The organism is Pseudomonas sp. IB20 (assembly GCF_009707325.1).
GTDB lineage: Bacteria > Pseudomonadota > Gammaproteobacteria > Pseudomonadales > Pseudomonadaceae > Aquipseudomonas.
This window is the reverse complement of sequence record NZ_CP046103.1, coordinates 2950773-2966930: the sequence shown is the minus strand read 5'-3', so window position 1 is coordinate 2966930 and position 16158 is coordinate 2950773. Positions and strand designations below refer to the sequence as shown.

Below are 16158 nucleotides of genomic sequence, written 5' to 3'. Positions count from 1 at the left end.
AACAAGGAAGGCATGACCATACGCCGCGAAACGTTGCGCTCAACGCGCGCACTGTTTCGCGGGACCGTGCATCACTGATCCGGCTATGCAGTACCACCTCACTGACGGGTAATGCGGGCAAACCGTATTGCTTGCTCACGTCCACCGCCCCGGCCGGGGCCACGCGATGGGCGAGGGCGGCGACGCCCAGCCCGGCGCTCACCGCGGCGCCCACCGCCATTACGCCACCGCCGACAAACACTTCAGTCCAGTCGATACGTGCCGCATCCAAGGCCCTTACCGCCAAATGTCGAACGCCACAGGGCGCGGCCATGGTCGCCATGCGCAGCGGGGTGCCGCTGCTGTGTTGCCAGGTGGGTGCGGCAAACCAGCCGAAGCGTTCTACTGCCAACACTTCGCCGTCCTGGCGGTCGCCTTCATTGCGTACGATCACCGCGTCCAGCTCATTGCGGTCGAATGCGGCGACCAGGTCGCGGGACGAGGCGATGCGCACTTCGAGTATCACCAATGGGTCGTAGGCGGCGAGGCGGCTGAGCCACGTGGGCAAGTCCGGCCCAGCCACGTGGTCGCTGATGCCGATCACCAAGCGCCGTGGTGCGTGTGTGCCCATGTCGCCGAGTGCGCGTTCATGGGCATTGAGCAGGGCGCGGGCGGCCACGATGAATTGCTCACCCTGGGGCGACAGACGCACATGGCGCGGCGTGCGTTCCAGCAGGCGATAACCGAGGCGTTCTTCCAGGCGTTTGAGCTTGAGGCTGATGGCGGCCTGGGAGGTGTCCAGCGCTTCGGCGGCGCGGGTGAAACTGGCGAAATCGGCCACCAGGACAAAGGCTTGGACGGTGTCAATATCCAGGGGTTTGAGCGCATCAGCCATATCAAATCCTTATCGCACATATATCTGGCCATATCTTGTTGAAATCATCGCTGCTGCGCAAGCTCAAACCTCATCTTGCACGGGAGCTTTGCCATGTTTGCCAAACAGTATTCACACCGCTTGCCTGCCGACTACGACATGGGCGTGATTCGCCGGCGCGCCGCGCAGTTAGGGCCTTTGTGGGATCACACCGAGGGGTTGTTGTTCAAGGCGTTCATCGCCCAGGAGCGCGGGCAAGTGCAGGGTAATGTGTATGCCTCGGTGTACCTGTGGGCCGATCCATTGCAGGCTGCTGATTTTTTACTCGGGGAGCGTTTTCAGAAGGTGCTCGACAGCTTCGGCCGCCCGCACATCGAGAGCTGGTTGCCGTTGGATGTGCAGCGTGGGCCGGCGCAGAACGCGTTGAGTCTGTACCGCGAGGAGTGGCCGTTGGAGCCTGGGGCGGATCGGGCCGGGATACTGGCCGAGGAAAAACGGCGCAATCAGCAGCTGGCGGATAACAGTGATACGTTCGCGGTCTTCTTGGCGCTGGATGTGCAGGCTTGGCGTCTGGTGCGGTTTACCTTGTCGGCGAAGGTGCTGGAGATGGACCGCCTGGGAACGGGCTACCAGGTGCTCTATCTGGCGCAAGGCGTTGCGCGATAGCGTTAACTGGGCCAGTCTGCAGGCTTGATTCTCGTCTTCGGAGCACTCTGCGTTGCCTGCCACGCGTTTGACACTGATCTGCCATGCCGCTACCTCGTCGCAAAAGCAGGCGCGGTTTCCCGATGACGAATCCGTCGCGATGGATTGGCAAAGCGCGGTGTTATCCCTCGCCGGCCGCTTCAAGAAAAGCCCGCGCCTGGTGTGCGGGCCAGAGGCCAGAGCCCGCCAGACAGCGGGCTTGTTCGGCGGGAACGCGCAGATCGAAGACGCCCTGCGCGATGGTGATTTTGGCGCTTGGAAAGGCCAGGTCATCGGCGAGATCGATAACCACGCGTTAACGGCCTGGATGACCGACAGCACCAGCGCGCCCCACGGCGGCGAGTCGGTGGAGCAGATTTGCGCCCGCGTTGCGCAGTGGATGAAATCCCTCGAAACCCAGCCCGGTCATGTCGTCGCCATCACGCACCCATTTGTGATTCGCGCCGCGATGCTGTACGTCTTGCAGTTCCCGATCTCGATGTTCTACCTGATCGACGTCGAGCCGCTGTCTAGCACCGAACTGCGCTTCAACAACGTCTGGCGCCTGCGCCTGGAAACTCACGCTTGAGCGCGTGAACATGGCAAAATCCACGCCCCGCAACGAGAGCAACCCATGAAACGCATCCTGATCATCGGCATTGGCGCCGGCAACCCTGACTACATCACGATGCAGGCCGTGAAGGCGCTGAACCGCACCGACGTGTTTTTCCTGATGGACAAGGGCCAGAGCAAAGACAAGCTGATCGACCTGCGTCGCGAGATCTGCCAGACCTACATCACCGAGCCCGGTTACCGTTTCGTCGAGGCTGACTGCCCCGAGCGCGTGCGCGGCGATATCGACTACACCACCGCTGTGCAGGACCTTAACCGCGACAAGCAGCAGACCTTCGAGCGCATGATCAACGAGGAAATGGCCGACGGTGAAGTCGGCGCTTTCCTGGCCTGGGGCGACCCTGCGCTGTACGACAGCACCATCCGCATCCTGCAGGCGATCCTCGCCAGCGGCCGCTGCGCGTTTGAGTTTGAAGTGATCCCCGGTATCACCAGCGTGCAGGCCCTTGCGGCCCAGCACAAAGTGCCGCTGAACCGCATCGGCCGCTCCATCGAGATCACCACCGGGCGTCGGTTGGCGGCGGGGCAGGCGAGTGATGCCGATACCTTGGTGGTGATGCTCGACGCTGACGATGCCTACCGCACGGTGGCCGACCAGGACCTGGATATCTACTGGGGCGCCTACTTGGGCACGCCGGACGAAATCCTTATCAGCGGCAAAGTCAGTGACGTGGCTGAAGAAATCGAACGGGTGCGCAAGGCGGCGCGCCTGGAAAATGGCTGGATCATGGACACTTATTTGTTGCGCAAACCCTGAGGTCGCTTCCCCATGTTCAAACTGTTTGCCCTGGCACTGACCCTGGTGGCTGGCGCTGCCCACGCCGACTCCACGCTGCACACTGATTTGCCGTTGTCGTACCTGGAACAGACCCAGGGCGATGCGCGTAACCAGCCGTTGGTGATTTTCCTGCACGGGTTTGGCAGCAACGAGGAAGACTTGTTTGGCATCAAGGACGCGCTGCCGCCGACCTGGACCTACCTGTCAGCGCGCGCGCCGATGCCGGTGGACCCGCATGGCTATCGCTGGTTTACCAAGACCCCGGGGGGCGGTGATTACGACGGTGAGACCGCCGACTTGCAACGCAGCGCCAAGCTGATCGAAGACTTTGTGGGAAAGGCCACGGCCAAATACCACACTCAGAGTGATCGGGTGTTCCTGGTGGGGTTCAGCCAGGGTGCGATCATGTCTTACGAGGTGGGCTTGCGAAAGCCTGAGTTGGTGCGTGGGATCGCGGCGTTGAGCGGCAGTGTGTTGCCGGTGCTCAGGGCTGAGCTCAAACCCAGCGGATCATTGGGCAAGTTGGCGATCTTTATTGGCCACGGTACGTTGGACCAAGCTCTGCCGTATGCTTCAGCAACGCGGGCGAATGAAGTTTTGGTGGGGCTTGGGTTGACGCCACAGTTTCATGGGTATCCGGGGATGCCGCATACCGTGAGTGAGGTGGAAGTGCAGGATTTGAAGGCTTGGTTGGAGAAAAGCCTGGAGTAAGCGTGCTTGGTAGATGTGGGTACATATCCATTGCTGCGGTAACGGCGGCTTAGGGTTCCGCTCGGTCTGGTGGGGCACAACAACCCCAGTACTCATCCACATTTGTCAGCGAGATCAGCTTACTTGCCGCCAGTAATCTGCTTCACCAACTCCGCATGCCCCTTCACATCATCCGCCCGGGAAATCGCCTGGATCACCAGCAAGTGCTTGCCTGAGCCACCGAGGAACGTGGAGTTCAAGGTCTTGCCACCGCCCTGGGTGGCGGTGCTGTCGACCTGGCGAAGTCCTAGGCCCTTAAAGGTGAGTTTCTTCTCGTTCTGCTTCTTGAAGTCGGGCAGGGCGGCGCTCTGGTCTTTGACGAAACCAGCCACGGCGCCATCCAGAAACTGCGGGTCGTTATCCTTGATCGTGGCCCCATCGTTGCGCACGGTTTCGGCGACGATCACCACACTTTTGCTGGCCGCGTTGGCGTACAGCGTGCCCTGGGTGTCGGCAGTGCCATCCTCAACCTTGCCGGTTGGCAGGGTGTCGGCGATGTAGGCCTTGGGCAAGTTGAAGGTGAACTTGCCGCCCAGGGTCGAGATGGTTTGCGTGCTGGCTGCGAACACGCTGCCGGCGGTGAGCGCGAGGGCCAGCAGGGCGGCGGTCTTGGTGAAGGTGGCCATGAAGCGCTCCAGGAGATGAACGAAATTGCGGAGTATTCTGTCAGAAATTTCGCAATATCGTTCATTCGCACACTCACGCTTTGTCGGACTCTTCCTCAAGCCGGTCCATCTCAAACAGCCGCGCCAGTTCGGTACGGGCTTCCTGGGCGGTTTGCATCACCTTGGCCGCATCGTCGTACACCGCGTGTTGCGCGGCCAGCAATTGCAGGTCGTGGTTTTTGAAACGGGAGATGCGTGCATCCGCCTGGGCTTGGCTCAAACCGAGGCCGACCAAGGTACGGCGGCTCATTTCCAGGCTGGAGTAAAAGGTCTCGCGCACCGGTGAGGCGTCCAGGTCCACCAGGCGGTGCACGTGCTGGCGGTTACGGGCACGGGCGATGATTTTCATGTGTGGGTAGAGGCTGCGTACCATTTCGGCGGTCTTGATATTGATCTGCGGATCGTCCATGGCAATCACGAAGAATTCAGCCTGATCGACCTTGGCCGCGTGAAGGATTTCCGGGCGCTGCGGGTCGCCGTAGAACACCGGCATGCCGCCGAAACTGCGGGTCAGTTCAATGGTTTCCACCGAGGTGTCGAGGGCGATGAACGAGATATTTTGCGCGCGCAGGATCCGCGCCACGATCTGGCCCATACGGCCCATGCCGGCAATCACCACGCGCGGCGCATCGCTTTCGATGGCGCGGTATTCCTCGGGCACCTCCACCGGTTTGGCCTTGGACTTGAACAGCTTTGTGCAGACCAACAACAGCAGCGGCGTCACGGCCATCGACAGGGTGATGGTCAGCACCAGCACATCGTAAAGGTGCGGTTCGAACAGGCCTTGATCGCGGCCGATCTTGAACACCACGAAGGCGAATTCACCGCCAGCTGCCAGCACCACGCCCAGGCGCAGCGCGCTTTCGCGATTCAGGTCGCCCACCAGCCGGCCGACCGCGTACAGCAGCGGCAGCTTTAAGCCAATCAACAGCAGGGTCAGGCCGATCACCACCAGCGGCGAGCTGAGCAGCAGGCTGAGGTTGGCGCCCATGCCCACACTGATAAAAAACAGGCCGAGCAGCAGGCCCTTGAAGGGTTCGATCTGGGATTCGAGTTCGTGGCGGTATTCCGAGTCCGCTAGCAGCAGCCCGGCGAGGAACGCGCCCAGGGCCATCGACACACCCACCAGTTCCATCAGCCAGGCGGTGCCGATCACCACCAGCAGTGCGGTGGCGGTGGACACTTCACGCAAGCCGGTCTTGGCGACGATGCGAAACACCGGGCGCAACAGGTAGCGCCCGCCGATGATCACCACAGCGATGCTGCCGAGGATCTGCAACACATGCTGCAGGCCCTGGGCTTCGGTGGTCGGGTGATCGCTGCCGGCCAGCAGCGGCACCATCGCGATCAGTGGGATCGCGGCAATGTCCTGGAACAGCAGAATCGCAAACGCCAGGCGTCCATGGGGCTGGTTCAGTTCCTTGCGCTCGGCCAGGCTTTGCAGGCCGAACGCGGTGGAGGACAGCGCCAGGCCAAGGCCCAGCACAATTGCGCTGTTCCACGTTTGGCCGAACAGCCACAGCGCGACGACACCCATCACCACGCCCGTGAGCAACACCTGGGCCAGGCCAACGCCGAACACCGCCTTGCGCATCACCCACAACCGTTTGGGCGACAGCTCCAGGCCGATGATGAACAACAGCAACACCACCCCCAATTCCGAAAATTGCGCGACGCTTTGCGGGTTGCCGATCAGGCCCAATACCGAGGGGCCGATGATCACACCGGCGAACAGATAACCCAGCACCGCGCCCAGTTGCAGACGCTTGGCCAACGGCACGGTCAGCACGGCGGCGAGCAGGAACACCACGGCTGCTTGTAACAGGTTGCCTTCATGGGGCATTGCGAACTCCAGGCTCTTTAATGCGAATCGACAGGGCGCTATTAGAGCGCTTTTTCACATTTTGAAACGTGTATTTTTGCCGCGACAGTCAATGTGTGTTGGCTGAAATCCCATTCTTGTCGGGCGTTTACGAAAGTATTAATACCATTTAATTCAATGACTTTTCTGTAGGTCTACTACCGTTTCGACACACTGGATCGGTTGTCGCCACGGTCAGGTATTTCGAGTTTGATGCGTGTGGGTTAATAGAGTTGGGCTTCTGCGCATTCATGGATGAAAGGCTTGAACAACTCCGGCACCCTCGACCTGGCACTGTTGGGCCTGGGCTATCCGGGGCAACGTTCGCGCAACGACAAGGACCATGCGATGACCATCAGCTTCTCTCTCGGTTTCTGGGTTAATAGAGTTGGGCTTCTGCGCATTCATGGATGAAAGGCTTGAACAACTCCGGCACCCTCGACCTGGCACTGTTGGGCCTGGGCTATCCGGGGCAACGTTCGCGCAACGACAAGGACCATGCGATGACCATCAGCTTCTCTCTCGGTTTCTGATCAAAGCAACCGGTTTTTTGCCATGACTATCTATCAGCCTGCACAATCGGCTTACGGTAAAGCCCCACGGCTAAACCGATGATGATGAGCGTGATGAAGATCAGGTGGGGTGTGGAAATGCGCTCGCCCAGTATCAGCATCGAACTGCCAATGCCGAATACCGGGATCAACAACGACAGCGGCGCCACGGTCGAAACGGGATAGGCCTTGAGCAGCGAGTTCCAGCCCCAGTAGGCAAAGTGCGTCGCCAGGTAAACCTGGAACAGGATCGACGTCACTGCGGTGAGGTCGAGGCTGGCGGGTACGTTCTCGAATGCGGTGCTGCCGTGCATCCACCAGGCCATCAGGCACAACGGAATCGGTGGAAACAGGCTGGCCCACACCATGAACGAGAAAATTTCCTTCACCCCTGACGCCTTGATGATGACGTTGCCGATGCTCCACGCCAACGCACTGAGCACGATCAACAGCACACCGAATACCGCATGCTCGCCGTCCTGGGTGCAGATGATGCCCGCCAGGCCCATCAAGGCGAGTAACGCGCCGACCCACTGCGCACGGCGGATGTGTTCCTTGAACAACAGGCAGCCCCAGCCGAGGGTAAAAAACACACTGAGCTGAATGATCAGCGAAGCGATCCCCGGGCTGACGCCGACCTGGATGCCATAGTTGATGACGCCCCACATGCCCAACCCGAAGATAACGCCATAGCCGGCCACATAGCCGAACCTCACGGCGGGGCGCTTGATAAAAAATACCAATGGCACGGCGGCGAGGGCAAAGCGCATGCCGGTTAGCACAAAGGGGTCGATTGAGCGCAGGCCCAGCTTGGTGATGGGGAAGTTAAAGCCCCAGACCAGCGTGACCAGCAGGGCGAGGGCCAGATGTTTCTTATGCATGGGTGTTCCTTTGAACAAGGTTGATCAAAGGCGTGAATGCTAGGGCGCGTGGAAATGGCCCGCTTGCTATGCCAGGTCATATGTTGACAAGATCGGGCCATGATCCCGATATTTGAAACCAGCGACCCTGAAGCCGTCGTCACACTGCGCGACTATGCGTCCGGCACCGTATTTCCACGGCATACGCACCCACGCGGGCAGTTCGCTTATGCCTCAACCGGTGCCTTGAGGATGTTTACCGACCTCGGCAATTGGGTGGTGCCACCGCAGCGGGCGATCTGGGTGCCGGGCGGTGTGCCCCATGAAATGCACATGCGTGGCGATGTGGTGATGCTCAATACCTACCTTGACGACAGAGCTGCGGAACGGGCAGGGCTGCAGGACCGCTGCCAGGTATTCGACGTGTCGCCGCTGCTCAGGCATCTGCTGGAAGCGGCACTGGCTATCGGACCATCGCCAGCCTCCGCTGTCCGGCAGCACTGCATATTGACGCTGTTGATCGATGAAATAAGCACCATGCCCGAATTGCCCCTCAGTGCGCCATTGCCCGCCGAACCGCGTCTGGCCCAGGCTTGCCAGCGCTTCCTGGACGCGCCTGCGCAAACCGTCTCCCTTGACGAAATGGCCGATTGGTCGAACATGAGCCGCCGCACCTTCACTCGCCATTTCCACGACTGCACCGGCATGACGTTCGTGGCCTGGCGCCAGCAGGTCTGCCTGCTCGAAGCCACCGCCCGGCTCAGCCACGGCGCCTCCATCACCCAGGTGGCGTTAGAGCTGGGTTTCAGCAGCTCCAGCGCCTTCACCTCGGTGTTCCGCCGCAACCTGGGGGACTCGCCGGCGCGCTACCTGGCCAAATCCAAGGCGGCATCAGTGTTCTGAACACTGCACACGTCGGTCAGGATTCACCTTTACCAAGGCCATGCTTTGTTACTATCGCCGTCCATCGTCACCAGGAGTCACCGGCCCATGCAACACCAGTGGGATGAAATGCACCGCACCCGCAAGCCCACGTTTGTATTGTGCGGCGAGCCCCAAGGGGATGTGCTCAATCTCTACGTTCACGGTTACTCGGCCTTCTTCAATCGCCAGCAACTGGGCAATTTCAAGCAGCAGTTGGCGAGCATCGAAGGCTCGACCAACCTGATGCTGTTCTGGCCGGCGGGGCACTTTCTGGAAAACCTGTTTGCGCCGTTCAAGGATGTCATCACCTCGATGCTCGGCGGCGGCGGCCTGGGTGCGGCGACGGTGGGCGTGGGCAAAGCGATTGCGTATTTTCTCGACCATTACAAAAGTGTCGAGGCGCGTGTCGATGAAGTCGCTAAAACGTTATTGCCTGAGCTGGCCAGCTACCTGCACGCCGAATCGCTGAAGGTGCGGCGCATTAACCTGATCGGCCATTCCCTCGGCGCGCGCATCCTGGTCAAGAGTGTGTTGGCCAGCCCCGAGGTGGCGCGCGAACTGCCGTTGAACAACGTGTTGCTGATGGGCGGGGCGATCTGTACGTCCAGCCCGTGGGATGAAGTGTCGGCGCCGCTCAAGGGGCGGGTGATCAACTGTCATTCCAGCAAAGACTGGGCGCTGGCGATGAAACCGGACACCGAGCGGTGTATTGGCCGCTATGCGATTGAGGTCACGCCGGCGCTCAAGGCCAAGGTCACCAATGTGCACCTGGCCACGTTCGACCATGGCGCCTATTGGCCGCAGTTGAAGACGGTGGTGCAATACACCGACCTGTTGCAGGAACGGCGCGGCATGATTCGCGCCGATCAGCGCAGCAGTGAAGTGCGCTTTGCCGAAGAGGACGTGGAACTGTTCCCCGCATTGGTGCAGGCGCGGCCGGACGAGCTGAAGTTCCTGGCCGAGTTGATGGCGCAAAAGCGTAGTGCTTCGATTGATGCCACTGTGCGCGAACCGCTGAAACTGGCCATCGAGCTGCAGCGCATGGGCGGTGACAGCATCATGAACCTTGCCCGTGGCCATGGCGTGAGTTATCGCAAGATCGCCGAAGGCGTGGCGCAGCGGCTGGGCATCAAGTTTGATGAACCGGTGGAAACCGTTGCACTGGCGGACATCGAGGCCCAGGTCGCAGAAAAATTGATCGAGCAGTACAAGGACAAACTCAGTCGCGCCGACCGGCAGGCCTTCGACGCCGAACTCAAGGCCGCCGCGCAAAAAGAGCAGGGTTTGTTCAACCGCTTCGACGTCGGCCGCTCGGCCACCACCGCCTTGAGCGGCACGGCGTTGGCGGGGTTAACCGGGTTTATCGTGCGGCGCGGCGCCGCCACGGCGATTCCAGTGGTGGGCCAGGCATTGGCGGCGGCGATGTTGCTGGTCACCGGCGTGCGCGCGTTTTCCGGCCCGGCGTATTCGATTACCACCTTATCGGTGTTGATGATCGGCATGATTCGCCAGCGCATGGAGCGCGAGGCGCTGAACCAGGAGCTGGACCTGGTGGTGCAGGTCGTGGACACGTTTGGCCTGCCCCGGGAGACGGTGATGCGCACGGTCGCGTCGGACTGATAAGCTGCGTTCTGACTTGTGTGTTTGCCTGGGATACCGCGTGAAATTCAGCCTGCCGAAAATCGCTACCGCCCCGTTCTGCCCGCCGGAAGTGGCCGGCTCCGTTGTCGTTGACCCCAAGGCTTCGTTTTTCAAACGAGCACTGATGTTCGCCGGCCCCGGCCTGCTGATCTCTATCGGCTACATGGACCCCGGCAACTGGGCGACAGCCATCGAGGCCGGTTCACGCTACGGCTACAGCCTGTTATTCGTGGTACTGCTGGCCAGCCTGGCAGGCATGGCGGTGCAATGCTTGTGTTCGCGGTTGGGCATCGCCACCGGTAAAGACCTGGCGCAGCTGTGCCGCGAGCGCTACAGCAAACGCTCGGCGCGTACGCAGTGGCTGCTGGCCGAGATCTCGATCATCGCCACCGACCTTGCCGAAGTGCTCGGTTGCGCCCTGGCGTTTCACCTGTTGCTGGGCGTGTCGCTGACCACCGGCATTGTCATTACCGCGTTCGACACACTGTTGATCCTGGCCCTGCAAAACCGCGGCTTCCGGCGTCTCGAGGCGATCATGCTGGCGCTGGTCGCAACCATCGGCGTGTGCTTCTTTATCGAACTGGTGCTGATCAAGCCTTACTGGCCGGACGTGCTCGGTGGTTTCACCCCGTCACTGTCGGCCATCAGCGATGCTGCGCCGTTGTACCTGGCCATCGGCATACTCGGTGCCACGGTGATGCCGCATAACCTCTACCTGCACAGCTCCATTGTGCAAACCCGCCTGATTGGCAAAGACCTCGCCAGTAAACAGGACGCGGTCAAGCTGGCGCGTATCGACACCATCGGCTCCCTGGCCCTGGCCTTGCTGGTCAACGCTGCGATCCTGGTGCTGGCCGCTGCGGCTTTCTACAAGACCGGCCATACCGACGTGGTCGAGATCCAGGATGCTTACCACCTGCTCGACCCACTGGTGGGCGGCGCCTTCGCCAGTATCCTGTTCGGTATCGCCTTGCTGGCTTCCGGGCAGAGTTCGACGTTTACCGGCACCATTGCCGGGCAGGTGATCATGGAGGGTTACCTCAACCTGCGTATTCCGTGCTGGCAGCGACGCCTGATCACCCGTGGCCTGGCACTGATCCCGGCGTTTCTCGGGGTGTGGCTGATGGGCGACGATGCTATCGGCAAACTGCTGATTCTCAGCCAGGTGGTCCTCAGCCTGCAGTTGCCGTTCGCACTGTACCCGCTGATTCGCATGACCGATGACAAGCAACTGATGGGGCCGTTTGTTAACCGCCTGCCCACGCGGCTTTTGGCGTGGTTTCTGTTCGCGGTGATCAGTGGGGCGAATGCGTGGTTGATTGGGCAGTGGTTGTTCTGATCGGATGTTCAGGTCAAAAGGCGCCCTCAACACAAGCTTTTTTACCTGACACCCGCTGTTCAGAGTGATCGAGACCGCTCATCTGTCCCAATAAGGCACCGTCCCAAAACACTCCACAAAGTAATCAATCACCGTGCGCACCTTCAGCGACAGGCGTCGGCTGCCCGGCCACAACGCGGCAATCTGCTGCGGCTCCAGCGTTGTCGCCACGTCGTATTCGGTCAGCACCGCCTGCAAGGTGCCTGCGCGCAAGCCTTCGCCGATCAGCCAGGAGGGAAACACCACCAGCCCCAGGCCTTGCTCCGCTGCGTGGGTGAGGGTGTCGGCGTGGTTGCCGGTGATTGGGCCTTTGACGCTGTAGGGCGTCCAGTCGCCTTGGTCGCGACGGAAGAACCAACGTTGCTGGCCGGTGATGCCTTTGTAAGCCAGGCACTGGTGGTTGACCAGTTCGTCGGGGTGGCGCGGTGTGCCATGGCGGGCCAGGTAGGCAGGGCTGGCGGCGAGGCGAAAACGCTGGGGCGCGAAGATGCGCGCCTGCATGCCCGAGTCGTTGAGCACGCCGATGCGAAACAGCAGGTCGGTGCCGTCTTGCAGCGGGTCGACGTAGGTGTCGGTTTGCTGGATATCCAGTTGCAACTTGGGGTAGCGCCGACACAACGCGCCCAGCCACGGTGACAGGTGGCGCTGGCCGAACACCATCGGCGCATTGATGCGCACCAGGCCGCTGGGTTCGCTTTCCTGTTCCTGCAAGGCTTGGCCGGCTGTTTCCAGTTGTTCCAGCATCAAGCGCGCGTGATGCCCGAGCAGGCGCCCGGCTTCGGTAGGGCTGACGGCGCGGGTGTGGCGGTACAGCAACTGTTGGCCGAGTGCCTGCTCCATCAGCTGGATCTGCCGAGAAATGGAGGAGGGCGCCAGGCTTTCGCGGCGCGCAACTTCGGAAAAACTGCCGTGATCCAGCACGGCGACAAACAGGCGCAACGCCTTGAAACTCAATTCATTCAAGCCCTGCATCATGGTCTCCAAGCTGTGCGTAATGCGCAAAGGTGTTATCCGCATGCTCCCATTTATCGCACAGCACGGCCACCGGATAATGCGCGCCATGTTCAGTTCTTGAAGCGCAGGTGATGTATGCAGGCAAGTTCAATCGAAGGCGTGGCGCAGGCCACGCCGAAAAAAAACCTTCTACGGCTACTGTTGTTGCCGCTGGTGATTCTGGCGGGCATGGGCCTGTCGGTGGAGGCCGGTTTGCTCGGGCCGCTGGGTGTACAGGTGGGCCACTTGTGGGCGACCTTGAGCATCTTTGGCGTGGGCACGGCGATCCTGTTTTTGCTGCTGCTGTTCAGCGGCCCGCAAAAGGGCCCAGCACTGACTGACCTGCCGCGCTGGCAGCTGATCGGCGGGTTCCTGGGGCCGATGTACGTGGTGGTGTTGACCTTGGCCACGCCTCATATCGGTATCGCCATGACCATGATCGCGATTCTGTCGGGCCAGGTAGGCAAGAGTGTGTTGATCGACCATTTTGGCTGGTTCGGCACGGCGCGCAAGCGCGTCAATGGCGAGCGCTGGATAGCCCTGGCGTTGATTGTGGCGGCACTTGTTTTGATAGCGCGAGGGTAAGGCGATGAATTTGATTCTGTTATTGGTGCTGGTGATTGCCGCCGGCGCGGTGCTGAGTGTGCAAGCGGCCATCAACGGTCGCTTGGGCCAGGCTGTAGGTGTGTTGCGCAGCAGTTTGCTGACCTTCGCAGTGGGCGCGATCACCACTGCGCTGCTGATTTTCTTCTTTGAGCCCGCCCAGGCCGTCAGCCTGCTGGATGTGCCCAAATGGCAACTGACCGGGGCGCTGTTTGGCGTGGTGTACATGATGGTGATGGTCGGCGCGGTGCCTATCGTCGGTACGGCGGTGGCGACCGTCGCGGTGATCGTCGGGCAGTTGGGCATGGGCATGCTGATCGATAACTTCGGCTGGCTCGGTAACCCGGCCATCGAACTGTCGGGCAGCCGTATCGTGGCGATGCTCTGCTTGGCCCTGGCGCTGGTGTTCATGTACCGCAGCAATACTCGTCAGGCCGATTAACGGGCTGAACCTTGGCGCCTTGCCGGGAGTCATTGGTTAAGGTGCTGCGTTCGCAACACCTGGACGACCATGAAAAAGGAGTCTAACCATGCCAGATACAACCTGTGCCTGCCCACACTGCAAATGTGTACTCGGCGCCGACGCGGTAATGAAGGACGGTAAGGGCTATTGCTGCCAGGGCTGCGCCGAGCACCATGCGCATGGTGAGCCGTGCGCAGCGGCGACGGGCTGTGAGTGCGCCAAGTCCGCCAACGGCTAAAAATCCTCTCGGATTATCGGGTGGCGGTCATTACCATGGCCGCTCCCCCTTGATTGATGTGCTGTTCACTCCCCCCGACCTCAGTGATCACGCCGTGCCTGTGCAACCCCTGGCGCGCACCTACCCGCGTGGGTTGTACGTAGAACCCCATAGCCACGACTGGGGCCAGTTGCTCTACGCCATGAGCGGCGTGATGTGGGTCGAAACACCTCGGGAAGCCTTGGTTGTACCGCCGCAACGCGCGGTGTGGCTGCCTCCGGGCGTGGAGCACGGCATTCGCGTGGTCTGCGACTTGCAGATGCGCAATATCTACCTGCGCCCGGCTTTGGCGGCGACGTTGGACAGCCAGGTGCAGATGATTGAAGTCGGTGGGCTGTTGCGTGAGCTGATCGTGACCTTGGTCGATCAGGGCGACAACGGCGATAGCGCTTACTACGACGCTGTGGTCGGCTTGGCCCTGTTGGAATTGCAGCGGGCGCGCCGTATGAGGAAGTGAACAAAGGCAGTGCAGACAAGCTCATTTCCCTGCCCTAACACCGTCAAAACTGTGGGAGCTGGCTTGCCTGCGATGGCGGTGGGTCAAGCGCTTACTACGACGCTGTGGTCGGCTTGGCCCTGTTGGAATTGCAGCGGGCGCGCCGTATGAGGAAGTGAACAAAGGCAGTGCAGACAAGCTCATTTCCCTGCCCTAACACCGTCAAAACTGTGGGAGCTGGCTTGCCTGCGATGGCGGTGGGTCAGCCAACAATTTTTTACCTGATGGGCCGCCTCGCGGCAAGCCCGCTCCCACAGTTTGATCTTCACTGGGTTTCAGGAGGCGTTCTCGATCAGAGGTTTCCTACAAGGGTTTCAGGTTGTCGCTCGGAAGGCGGCTGACTAACCTCACTGCCGTCGCTGCCAATTCAGCGACCGGATTTGACCGTCCGATCTTGTTAACGAAACGCTACGCCCTGTACCTATCTCAGGCGTTTTTTTTATGCCTGAGGTATTGTGTCGCGGCAGTTGTGCGCGGGATACCTTCGGGTATGCCGGGTTCGTTGACAACCGGTCGGTCAACCCGCGTACAGCTGCCACCTTAACTCGCTTGACCGCGAGCGTTGGCAGCTCAACTTGTCGACGGAGTTCCACCATGATCAAAGACAGCCCAAATCCCCCCGGCCAAAAAGACTTCGATACAAGCACCCTGCACGAAGTGGCCTACCGCGCGATCAACCACTACCTCAACCCTGGAAAACCAATCCCCGAACCGACCGACGGGCTCTTCAGCGTGCGCGCCGATCTGGGCACGGAAACCTTGCTGGTCAATGCGTCCCAGGACCTGGCGTCCATCAGCGAGATTGCCAACCATATGGCGTTTGAAATCGAAGGCTCGCAACGTAATGTCGCGCTGGGCATCTGCCGGATGCTGGAAGGGGTGCAACTGTTGGTGGATAAGGCTCTGAATGTGGCCCATCCGGCGGCATAACGACTTTCACGCGGTCAAAACTGTGGGAGCGGGCTTGCTCGCGAAGCGGTGGGTCAGCCAACAATTTTTTACCTGATGGGCCGCCATCGCGGGCAAGCCCGCTCCCACAGTTTGATCTTCACAGGGCTTTGGGATCGAGTTTGGCTCGGAGGTTTCCTACAAGGGTTTCAGGTTGTCGCTCGGAAGGCGGCTGACTAACCTCACTGCCGTCGCTGACCGTTCAGTGACCGGATTTGACCGTCCGACTAAACCAGCGCGCTACAGCACCCAAGACCTATATCAGGCGTTTTTTCTACGCTTGATGTATCGTGTCGCGGCAGCTGTGCGCGGGATACCTTCGGGTATGCCGGATCCCTGGTTCCGGTCGGTCAACCCGCGTTCAGCTGCCACCCCACTTCGTTTGACCGCGAGTGATGGCAGCTCCACTACCAGGAGTTCCACCATGATCAAAGACAGCCCAAATCCCCCCGGCCAAAAAGACTTCGACACAAGCACCCTGCACGAAGTGGCCTACCGCGCGATCAACCACTACCTCAACCCTGGAAAACCAATCCCCGAACCGACCGACGGGCTCTTCAGCGTGCGTGCCGATCTGGGCACGGAAACCTTGCTGGTCAATGCGTCCCAGGACCTGGCGTCCATCAGCGAGATTGCCAACCATATGGCGTTTGAAATCGAAGGCTCGCAACGTAATGTCGCGCTGGGCATCTGCCGGATGTGGAAGGGGTGCACTGTTGGTGGATAAGGCTCTGAATGTGGCCCATCCGGCGGCATAACGACTTTCACGCGGTCAAAACTGTGGGAGCGGGCTTGCTCGC

At 60.6% G+C, this 16158-nt stretch carries 16 protein-coding genes and 3 pseudogenes; 14 read left to right on the top strand and 5 right to left on the bottom strand.

Going from position 1 to position 16158, the window contains the following annotated elements:
- Positions 1–19: 19 nt before the first annotated feature.
- A pseudogene (locus tag GJU48_RS13635) lies at positions 20–874 on the bottom strand (LysR family transcriptional regulator); the annotation flags it as partial.
- A 93-nt stretch (positions 875–967) separates the two neighbouring features.
- On the opposite strand from GJU48_RS13635, the gene GJU48_RS13630 reads away from it, so the two are divergent.
- From GJU48_RS13630 to GJU48_RS13615, 4 genes are read left to right on the top strand one after another with little or no spacing between them, the layout of a single operon-like run.
- Positions 968–1519: a DUF4865 family protein gene (locus GJU48_RS13630; protein ID WP_094950227.1), complete on the top strand. Its 552-nt coding sequence runs from the start codon at positions 968–970 to the stop codon at positions 1517–1519.
- A 52-nt stretch (positions 1520–1571) separates the two neighbouring features.
- The gene (locus GJU48_RS13625) at positions 1572–2126 is read left to right on the top strand and encodes a histidine phosphatase family protein (protein WP_094950228.1); all 555 of its coding nucleotides are present in this window, start codon (positions 1572–1574) and stop codon (positions 2124–2126) included.
- A gap of 45 nt (positions 2127–2171) precedes the next feature.
- Positions 2172–2927, top strand: coding sequence for a precorrin-6A synthase (deacetylating) (cobF, locus tag GJU48_RS13620; RefSeq protein ID WP_094950229.1), 756 nt, complete (start codon positions 2172–2174; stop codon positions 2925–2927).
- A gap of 12 nt (positions 2928–2939) precedes the next feature.
- The gene (locus GJU48_RS13615; RefSeq protein WP_094950230.1) at positions 2940–3659 is read left to right on the top strand and encodes an alpha/beta hydrolase; all 720 of its coding nucleotides are present in this window, start codon (positions 2940–2942) and stop codon (positions 3657–3659) included.
- Between the two features lie 119 nt (positions 3660–3778).
- On the opposite strand, the gene GJU48_RS13610 is transcribed toward GJU48_RS13615, so the two are convergent.
- Together GJU48_RS13610 and GJU48_RS13605 are read right to left on the bottom strand one after the other, a co-directional pair.
- Entirely contained in the window at positions 3779–4324 is a 546-nt protein-coding gene (locus GJU48_RS13610) for a DcrB/PsbP domain-containing protein (RefSeq protein WP_094952978.1), read from the bottom strand.
- A 73-nt stretch (positions 4325–4397) separates the two neighbouring features.
- The gene (locus tag GJU48_RS13605) at positions 4398–6206 is read right to left on the bottom strand and encodes a monovalent cation:proton antiporter-2 (CPA2) family protein (RefSeq protein ID WP_094952977.1); all 1809 of its coding nucleotides are present in this window, start codon (positions 6204–6206) and stop codon (positions 4398–4400) included.
- A gap of 282 nt (positions 6207–6488) precedes the next feature.
- Here GJU48_RS13605 and GJU48_RS13600 point away from each other — a divergent pair, with 282 nt between their 5' ends.
- Positions 6489–6638, top strand: a complete 150-nt coding sequence (locus GJU48_RS13600; protein ID WP_155296019.1) for a hypothetical protein — start codon at positions 6489–6491, stop codon at positions 6636–6638.
- A 145-nt stretch (positions 6639–6783) separates the two neighbouring features.
- Here the strand turns inward: GJU48_RS13600 and GJU48_RS13595 are convergent, their stop codons facing one another.
- Positions 6784–7656 carry an EamA family transporter gene (locus GJU48_RS13595; protein WP_094952973.1) on the bottom strand — a complete coding sequence of 291 codons (873 nt, stop codon included), beginning with the start codon at positions 7654–7656 and terminating at the stop codon, positions 6784–6786.
- Between the two features lie 99 nt (positions 7657–7755).
- On the opposite strand from GJU48_RS13595, the gene GJU48_RS13590 reads away from it, so the two are divergent.
- The 3 genes from GJU48_RS13590 (at position 7756) to GJU48_RS13580 (ending at position 11539) form a co-directional block, all read left to right on the top strand.
- On the top strand, positions 7756–8538 hold the full coding sequence (locus GJU48_RS13590) for an AraC family transcriptional regulator (protein ID WP_094952972.1): 783 nt from the start codon (positions 7756–7758) through the stop codon (positions 8536–8538).
- Positions 8539–8625: 87 nt separating this feature from the next.
- Positions 8626–10179, top strand: a complete 1554-nt coding sequence (locus tag GJU48_RS13585; protein ID WP_094952971.1) for a DUF726 domain-containing protein — start codon at positions 8626–8628, stop codon at positions 10177–10179.
- Positions 10180–10219: 40 nt separating this feature from the next.
- A complete protein-coding gene (locus GJU48_RS13580) occupies positions 10220–11539 on the top strand; it encodes an Nramp family divalent metal transporter (protein WP_094952970.1) in 1320 nt (439 codons plus the stop codon).
- 78 nt (positions 11540–11617) lie between these two features.
- On the opposite strand, the gene GJU48_RS13575 is transcribed toward GJU48_RS13580, so the two are convergent.
- Entirely contained in the window at positions 11618–12550 is a 933-nt protein-coding gene (locus GJU48_RS13575; protein ID WP_094952968.1) for a LysR family transcriptional regulator, read from the bottom strand.
- Positions 12551–12667: 117 nt separating this feature from the next.
- On the opposite strand from GJU48_RS13575, the gene GJU48_RS13570 reads away from it, so the two are divergent.
- The 6 genes and pseudogenes from GJU48_RS13570 to GJU48_RS13545 all read left to right on the top strand — a co-directional run bounded on the left by GJU48_RS13570 (position 12668) and on the right by GJU48_RS13545 (position 16116).
- The gene (locus GJU48_RS13570) at positions 12668–13156 is read left to right on the top strand and encodes a DMT family transporter (protein WP_094952967.1); all 489 of its coding nucleotides are present in this window, start codon (positions 12668–12670) and stop codon (positions 13154–13156) included.
- A gap of 4 nt (positions 13157–13160) precedes the next feature.
- On the top strand, positions 13161–13616 hold the full coding sequence (locus tag GJU48_RS13565) for a DMT family transporter (protein WP_094952966.1): 456 nt from the start codon (positions 13161–13163) through the stop codon (positions 13614–13616).
- 88 nt (positions 13617–13704) lie between these two features.
- Complete coding sequence (locus GJU48_RS13560) at positions 13705–13875, top strand: metallothionein (protein WP_094952965.1); 171 nt, start codon at positions 13705–13707, stop codon at positions 13873–13875.
- Positions 13817–14359, top strand: a pseudogene (locus GJU48_RS13555) (AraC family ligand binding domain-containing protein); the annotation flags it as partial. The gene GJU48_RS13560 and the pseudogene GJU48_RS13555, both read left to right, overlap by 59 nt.
- 645 nt (positions 14360–15004) lie before the next feature.
- On the top strand, positions 15005–15340 hold the full coding sequence (locus GJU48_RS13550; protein ID WP_094953783.1) for a DUF6124 family protein: 336 nt from the start codon (positions 15005–15007) through the stop codon (positions 15338–15340).
- Positions 15341–15782: 442 nt separating this feature from the next.
- Positions 15783–16116: pseudogene (locus tag GJU48_RS13545) on the top strand (DUF6124 family protein).
- Positions 16117–16158 lie beyond the last annotated feature (42 nt).

Coding starts and splice junctions, on each gene's coding strand:
- GJU48_RS13560 (WP_094952965.1), top strand. CDS start 13,705: ATGCCAGATACAACCTGTGCCTGCCCACACTGCAAATGTGTACTCGGC.
- GJU48_RS13595 (WP_094952973.1), bottom strand. CDS start 7,656: ATGCATAAGAAACATCTGGCCCTCGCCCTGCTGGTCACGCTGGTCTGG.
- GJU48_RS13610 (WP_094952978.1), bottom strand. CDS start 4,324: ATGGCCACCTTCACCAAGACCGCCGCCCTGCTGGCCCTCGCGCTCACC.
- cobF (WP_094950229.1), top strand. CDS start 2,172: ATGAAACGCATCCTGATCATCGGCATTGGCGCCGGCAACCCTGACTAC.
- GJU48_RS13550 (WP_094953783.1), top strand. CDS start 15,005: ATGATCAAAGACAGCCCAAATCCCCCCGGCCAAAAAGACTTCGATACA.
- GJU48_RS13585 (WP_094952971.1), top strand. CDS start 8,626: ATGCAACACCAGTGGGATGAAATGCACCGCACCCGCAAGCCCACGTTT.
- GJU48_RS13570 (WP_094952967.1), top strand. CDS start 12,668: ATGCAGGCAAGTTCAATCGAAGGCGTGGCGCAGGCCACGCCGAAAAAA.
- GJU48_RS13575 (WP_094952968.1), bottom strand. CDS start 12,550: ATGCAGGGCTTGAATGAATTGAGTTTCAAGGCGTTGCGCCTGTTTGTC.
- GJU48_RS13590 (WP_094952972.1), top strand. CDS start 7,756: ATGATCCCGATATTTGAAACCAGCGACCCTGAAGCCGTCGTCACACTG.
- GJU48_RS13605 (WP_094952977.1), bottom strand. CDS start 6,206: ATGCCCCATGAAGGCAACCTGTTACAAGCAGCCGTGGTGTTCCTGCTC.
- GJU48_RS13630 (WP_094950227.1), top strand. CDS start 968: ATGTTTGCCAAACAGTATTCACACCGCTTGCCTGCCGACTACGACATG.
- GJU48_RS13565 (WP_094952966.1), top strand. CDS start 13,161: ATGAATTTGATTCTGTTATTGGTGCTGGTGATTGCCGCCGGCGCGGTG.
- GJU48_RS13615 (WP_094950230.1), top strand. CDS start 2,940: ATGTTCAAACTGTTTGCCCTGGCACTGACCCTGGTGGCTGGCGCTGCC.